This is a genomic window from Paenibacillus sp. OT2-17, from assembly GCF_009827695.1.
Classification (GTDB): domain Bacteria; phylum Bacillota; class Bacilli; order Paenibacillales; family Paenibacillaceae; genus Paenibacillus; species Paenibacillus polymyxa_B.
In genome coordinates this window covers 1-5,861 of record NZ_WUDQ01000214.1, presented here as the reverse complement: position 1 = coordinate 5,861, position 5,861 = coordinate 1, and the positions used below count along the sequence as shown (strand labels likewise).

Here is a 5,861-nt window from a genome sequence, read left to right as displayed (position 1 = left end):
AGGATATGCCCCAAACGATGCTTAAATATGCCCTTCAGCGGACATCTTTCGCACGTTATACTGATATTGATTATCAATATCGGTATAACGCGGAAGGAGATTTGTTTATGCACGGAAGAGTCAAAATAACGGCCATGATGATTATGCTGTGTTTATCATTGATGCTGGGAGCTTGCTCGGCTCCGACGAATACAAATGGAAGCTCGCAAACGAAGGCTAATCATACAGCGACATCATCCAACAGCGATGGACAAGCGGCAGTGCAAGCACAGACAAGAACGGTTAAGACATTAAAAGGCGATGTGGAAGTACCTGCAAACCCGAAACGAGTGGCATCGGATCAGTATATGGGTCATCTTTTGAAGCTGGGGATTATTCCGGTGGGGGTCAGAAGCTTTATGCTGAATGAGGCTTGGATTGATCAATCGGGATATCCCAAAGAGAAATTGGCCGGTATCAAGGATCTCGGTGAATTTCCTATGGATTTGGAGGAACTGACCGTTCTGCAACCGGATTTAATTATCGGTTCAATCGAAAAGAACATCGACAGCTACCAAAAGGTAGGAACGACTGTGTTCCTGCCGTATTGGGAAGGCGAATCTACAGCGGGACCGCTGGATAAATTCCGCAGAATTAGCGAAATCTTTGGCAAGCAGAAAGAAGCCGAGCAGTGGATTACTGAATATGAGAAGAAAGCTGCAGAGGCCAGAACGAAAATTCAAGGTATCGTTAAAGACGGAGAGACGGTTTCAATTGTACAAGTCGCCAATAAATCGATATATGTTTTTGCAGCAAAAGGCGGCAATTACGGAAGTCCGACCATTTATCAGATGCTAAAGCTGCCACCTACCAAAAAGGCATTGAACATGAAAGAAGGATTTGAAAATATTTCGCTTGAAGTTTTACCCGAGTATATGGGAGATCACATCTTTGTATACGGTTCAGAAGATGAAGGGGCTAATCAGATTCTGCATAGTGAGCTATGGAAAGGCCTTCCGGCTGTAAAAAAAGGACAGGTTTATATGTACGGTTCATTTAGCGATAAAGGGGATGAGTTTGTGATGGAAGACCCTTATTCATTGGAGCTTCAATTGGATACCATAGTTAATCTCTTATTAGCCCACAAAAAATAAAGCTGAATACAGCTATAAAAATCGAAAATACGTTACCGATGAAACACTTGATTCATAGACAAAAAAACTGCTAAAACGAGGATAAACCTCTGTGTTTAGCAGTTTTTTTGTCGTAATTCAACAGAGGCACTCACCTCAGTCGCTTATTGTAGTCGTCACCACGCCATTAATGACTGTCGTTCGCTGCAACGTCCTCGTTTACAAAAAACAGTGACTATTCTCACAAAAAACGACATCTTCCGACACTGGAATGCCATATTATAGTAAGTGTTGATAGGCTATAATCGTAGCAGTGAAAACGGATTGTCACAAAAATTTATTAGAGTCAGGATTGGTGGTTCAAATAATGAAGCTGGCAACAAAATTAACTTGGATGATGCTCATCATATTGCTTCTCGTAGGCTCCTCCATTGGATACTTCGGATATCGTACCGCTTACCATCAAGTGGATGAAGCTGCTGGAATCGAGCTGGTGGGTTGCGCCAATATTACGACTGGCCTTATAGATCCTGCGGATATATCGGCTCTGGTCAGTGGAGATAACAGCAAACTTGCTGCCATTGAAGACCGGATCGGCTGGATTGTAGCCCATAAGCCTATTTTTAAGGAGGCTTTTATTATCTCTTTAGATGGAAAAATTTTGGCCGCCGATGCCAACTTTAAGCAAAGAGGCTATCAAGCTGGCGATTCTTTCTACTTTACAGACGAAGACAAAGAAATGATAACTACCATGAAACATTCAGCATATTCCAAGGTTTATACATATGAAGGAACCTCGCTCAAAACTGGATACGGCCCCATTTATCAGGACCATGATCCCACCAAGCCCATTGTTGCACTGATGGCCATCAATTTTGACGGCTCGTTAATTCAGGAACGGACGTTGGATATTATTGTTCAGCCCTTTATTATTGGCGGCTCCATTTTCATCGTGGCTATCCTTGTTGTTTACCTGTTGATTCGCCATATGGTAAGTCCGCTTACCAAGCTGTCAGCCTCTGTGAACACCATTACCAAGGGCGACCTTACCCATGAACCGCTTCTCTTCAAAAACAAGGATGAAATCGGGACGCTGGCCCGCGACTTCAACGATATGACAATGAACCTGCGCAACCTGATTACTCAGGTCAATGACACCTCTATGCTGGTCGCTTCTTCCTCTCAAGAGCTGTCTGCCAGCGCACAGGCAACGAACCGTGCTGGAGAGCATAGCGTGAATGTTACGATTGAGTTGGCAGATGGGGCGCATACCCAACTGCAAAACCTGGAAGGAAGCTATAAAGCTATTCAGGATATGTCCCGCTTCATCAGCGATATTGCTGGCAATGCGGACATCGCAATGAACAAGGCCGCGGATAATGTCCAGAAAGCACGCCTTGGCCGGGAATCAATGGATTCCACCACCTCCCAAATGGGAGTTGTCAGCGAAAGCATCGGCGATCTCTCAAGCATTATTCATACGCTTGGCAGCCACTCCAAGGAGATTGAGAACATTGTCGGCACCATTGCCAGCATCGCCGAGGAGACCAACTTGCTGTCTTTGAATGCAGCGATAGAAGCTGCGCGCGCCGGAGAAGAAGGTCAGGGCTTTGCCGTTGTCGCTGGCTCTGTCCGCAAATTGGCCGAACGTTCTGCCAATTCTGCCACACAAATCAGCGAACTGATCAGTCTGATTATCGCCCAAATGGACAAGGCAGGAGAAACTATGAAGCGTTCCACGAACGAAATGATGCAGGGCAAGGAGTTGATCATATCAGCCGGGCGCTCCTTCTCCGAGATTGAAGTCTCCATCTCCGACATGTCTTCCCAAAGCGAGCAAATATCAGCCACAGTTCGGGATCTGGCGCTGATCTCTGAAGGGCTCGTTGAAGCCATTCAGAATACCGTAATGGTCTCTAACCATACGGTTAAAGGGGCAGAGTCCCTGTCCGTCTCTTCGGAGCAACAGCTTGCTGCCATGCAAGAAGTGGAATCCTCCGCAGCGCTCCTCTCATCACTGGCCGAGAAGCTTCAGGTGCTTGTGGAGAACTTCAAGATTTAAATATTCGAGGTTCAAAGAGAAATAAACCGCTAAAGACGAGGGGAAACCCTGTGTTTGGCGGTTTTTTTATAGTAATTTTACGAAGGCTTTCTCTCAGTCGCTTATGGTAGTCGTTACTGTGACATTGTTGACAGAGGTTGAGGAAGCACTAGAGTTGAAATTAACAACCTCAACGACTACTGTTGCACCAACAATCAGGCCTGTATTTATAATTAGATTTGTAGCAGAAAGCGTTGTTAAGCCGCCTCGCTGCAACGTCCCATTTACAAATACATTATAGTATCCGCTAATGGTCGGAACAACAAGACTGTTTGCCGCGACTGAAGTACCACTATCATTTGTGAAATTTTGTGCCGGGATAGTGGTCACTCCACCTAATATATTACCAAGCACGACAATAGCTGTGTAACGATTAACCACTGGAGTGACATTGATACTTGTTGTAATAGCAATGTTTCCAGATACGATACTGTCTGCTTCCAGATAGATTCGAATAATAGACATAGGAATTCCTCCATTCCTAATATTCCAGATAAATATTATAGTTTATGTGAATATTCTAGATATGGATTGGATGGGGGAGGAGTCTTCCAATTATTTCTCTTTGTTCAAGCTTCTTTGGGCCCGGGTTACTATTCGCTTCGTTTCTTTGGTATCCGAAGTCATCAAGCGAAGACATCGGATGATCGCTGCAAGCCAAATTCATCAAGAGTATTTTGCAATAGTACAACATGATCGACAGCCAGCCATTCGGTGAGATTCACCGTCTCAAGCCGCCCCTGCTGTAGCAGCTGAAGCACATCATTAGGAATATCTGACCCTTTGCGGGCCCCTTTTCGGTGTAACATTTCATTCACTCCATATCGTAAATTGTCTGATAGGTATACGATACTTTTTTGGGTAGGAGTATAGATGTAATGTAGTTTACAACTTCATTAGCTTTTCGCGATGGATGTAAATCGTCTTAAAGCCGGTTTTAATGACCTTTTCTTTGACAAGCTCCTGAAGAGCAGTTGTTACAGCCTCACGGGTGGCCCCGACCAGATTCGCAATTTCCTGATGGGAGAGAGGAAAATTGATTTTGCAATACTCTTCACGGCTTTGGAGGGCGAACTGATCGGACAATTTCAGAAGAACATACAAAATTTTATCCTGTAAATTTCCCAAAGCTAAATGCTGGGCCAGACTGCTCATTCCTGAGATTCGGTCACTTAACACCTTGATCATGTTCATCATGAACCGGGGATGTTCTATTAAAAAATGCTCGAATCGGTCTTTGTCCATCCGGCAGATATCGCATTCTTCTATCGTTTCTATATACATATCCCTTGTCCCCAGTGAAATCATATCCATTTCACCAAATACATTTCCTTCGCTGAGGATATCCAAAGTAAATTGCTTTCCGTCAGCGTTTAGCTTATACAGACGTACTTTTCCCTTTTTCACAAAATAAAGTCCCTCGGAAAAGGTCTCTGGGGTTTGTATAAAGTTTTTTTTCGCTATAGTCGTAATGGAGGTCATTTGGTCCATTTCAATTAAATCTTCTAATGAGAGACTATGAAGCAAATTAAATTGGGACAGGTATTGAATGCTATTCATATGTTCTCCTTTTCGTTGCACAGGGTATACAGAATCATAATACAATTATAGCTTCTCTGAGGTATTTTGACCTCTATTACTCACTTGTTTGCGCTAGAGTGAATAATGAATTTTGGGGAATCTGTCGGATTTATGTAAAGGGGAGGTTGGTATAAAATAGATATGCATGTTTGATAGTAGATACATAAAGAGTGAGGTAATAACGATGATTAAATTAAAAGATGTAGGCAATTTCGAGGTTCTTCCTGAGATAGCGATGCATATCGTTCAAGGCAATATATCCGCTTTACGCCAAGCTCTCACCGAAGGCTGGGATATAGAACAAGGGATCGTACTCAGTAAATATACGACATTAAGTCCATTGGATATTACACTCATCACTGAGCAAATGGAAGTCTTGAAGCTACTGGTCGATGAGGGGGTTCAACTTAATGTGAAGGATAATCCCGCATTCCTGACGGCTGTTCGCTATGGTACCGAAGAGATTGTCCGTTATGTGGTCGCCCATGGCGCCAAGCTGGACGGGAAAAATCATGTCAAATCCGGTGCCTATGAGCAAGCCTACTACGGTAACAAAAGCAATATGCTGCTTATCCATGAGCTGGGCCTCGATATGAAGCAGCATGCTGGAGCAACACTCCGCAACGCAGTTAGTAAGCATGACCTGAAAACAGTAGCATTACTATTGGAACATGGCGTAGATATTAATTTCAATGCCCCTAATATGGTATATCCTTATAAAGCCACGCCTTTGACAGTGGCGGCACGCAACAATGATTTTGCGATGGTGAAGTATTTGGTTCAGCAAGGCGCTGATGTGACGCTGGCAGAAAAAGATGGAGAACGGGCATATACAATTGCACTAAGTAATAAAAACGTAGAAATGGCTGAGTATTTAAAGTCTGTAGAGCCTCCAGCATTTCATAATCTGGAAAATAAACGACATGCTTTAAAAAGCTACAAGCTTCCGAAGGATCTTATAGCCTTTCTGACGGGGGATCAGCTCCGTGTGGACCTGTCAGAAAATGATCTTGATATTCAATTTGTTGATTTCTTCTCATTCATAGATACGGTTGAGATGAAGGTAG

The 5,861-nt window shown here is 43.6% G+C and carries 5 protein-coding genes and 1 pseudogene; 3 read left to right on the top strand and 3 right to left on the bottom strand.

Annotation, left to right across the window (positions count from 1 at the left end):
* Together GRP75_RS17660 and GRP75_RS17655 are read left to right on the top strand one after the other, a co-directional pair.
* Window positions 1-1,133 (top strand): ABC transporter substrate-binding protein (locus GRP75_RS17660; RefSeq protein WP_160789937.1); only part of this gene is annotated, 1,133 nt, incomplete at its 5' end.
* A 346-nt stretch (window positions 1,134-1,479) separates the two neighbouring features.
* Window positions 1,480-3,174 carry a methyl-accepting chemotaxis protein gene (locus tag GRP75_RS17655; protein ID WP_076157082.1) on the top strand — a complete coding sequence of 565 codons (1,695 nt, stop codon included), beginning with the start codon at window positions 1,480-1,482 and terminating at the stop codon, window positions 3,172-3,174.
* A gap of 93 nt (window positions 3,175-3,267) precedes the next feature.
* On the opposite strand, the gene GRP75_RS17650 is transcribed toward GRP75_RS17655, so the two are convergent.
* From GRP75_RS17650 to GRP75_RS17640, 3 genes and pseudogenes are all read right to left on the bottom strand, one after another.
* The gene (locus GRP75_RS17650) at window positions 3,268-3,678 is read right to left on the bottom strand and encodes a DUF4183 domain-containing protein (protein WP_076157079.1); all 411 of its coding nucleotides are present in this window, start codon (window positions 3,676-3,678) and stop codon (window positions 3,268-3,270) included.
* A gap of 173 nt (window positions 3,679-3,851) precedes the next feature.
* A pseudogene (locus GRP75_RS17645) lies at window positions 3,852-4,022 on the bottom strand (DNA alkylation repair protein); the annotation flags it as partial.
* A 76-nt stretch (window positions 4,023-4,098) separates the two neighbouring features.
* Window positions 4,099-4,773 (bottom strand): Crp/Fnr family transcriptional regulator, encoded by a 675-nt coding sequence (locus GRP75_RS17640; RefSeq protein WP_028542883.1) that lies wholly within the window; start codon window positions 4,771-4,773, stop codon window positions 4,099-4,101.
* A 205-nt stretch (window positions 4,774-4,978) separates the two neighbouring features.
* Between GRP75_RS17640 and GRP75_RS17635 the strand changes: the two genes are divergently transcribed.
* Window positions 4,979-5,861 (top strand): ankyrin repeat domain-containing protein (locus GRP75_RS17635; protein ID WP_160789936.1); only part of this gene is annotated, 883 nt, incomplete at its 3' end.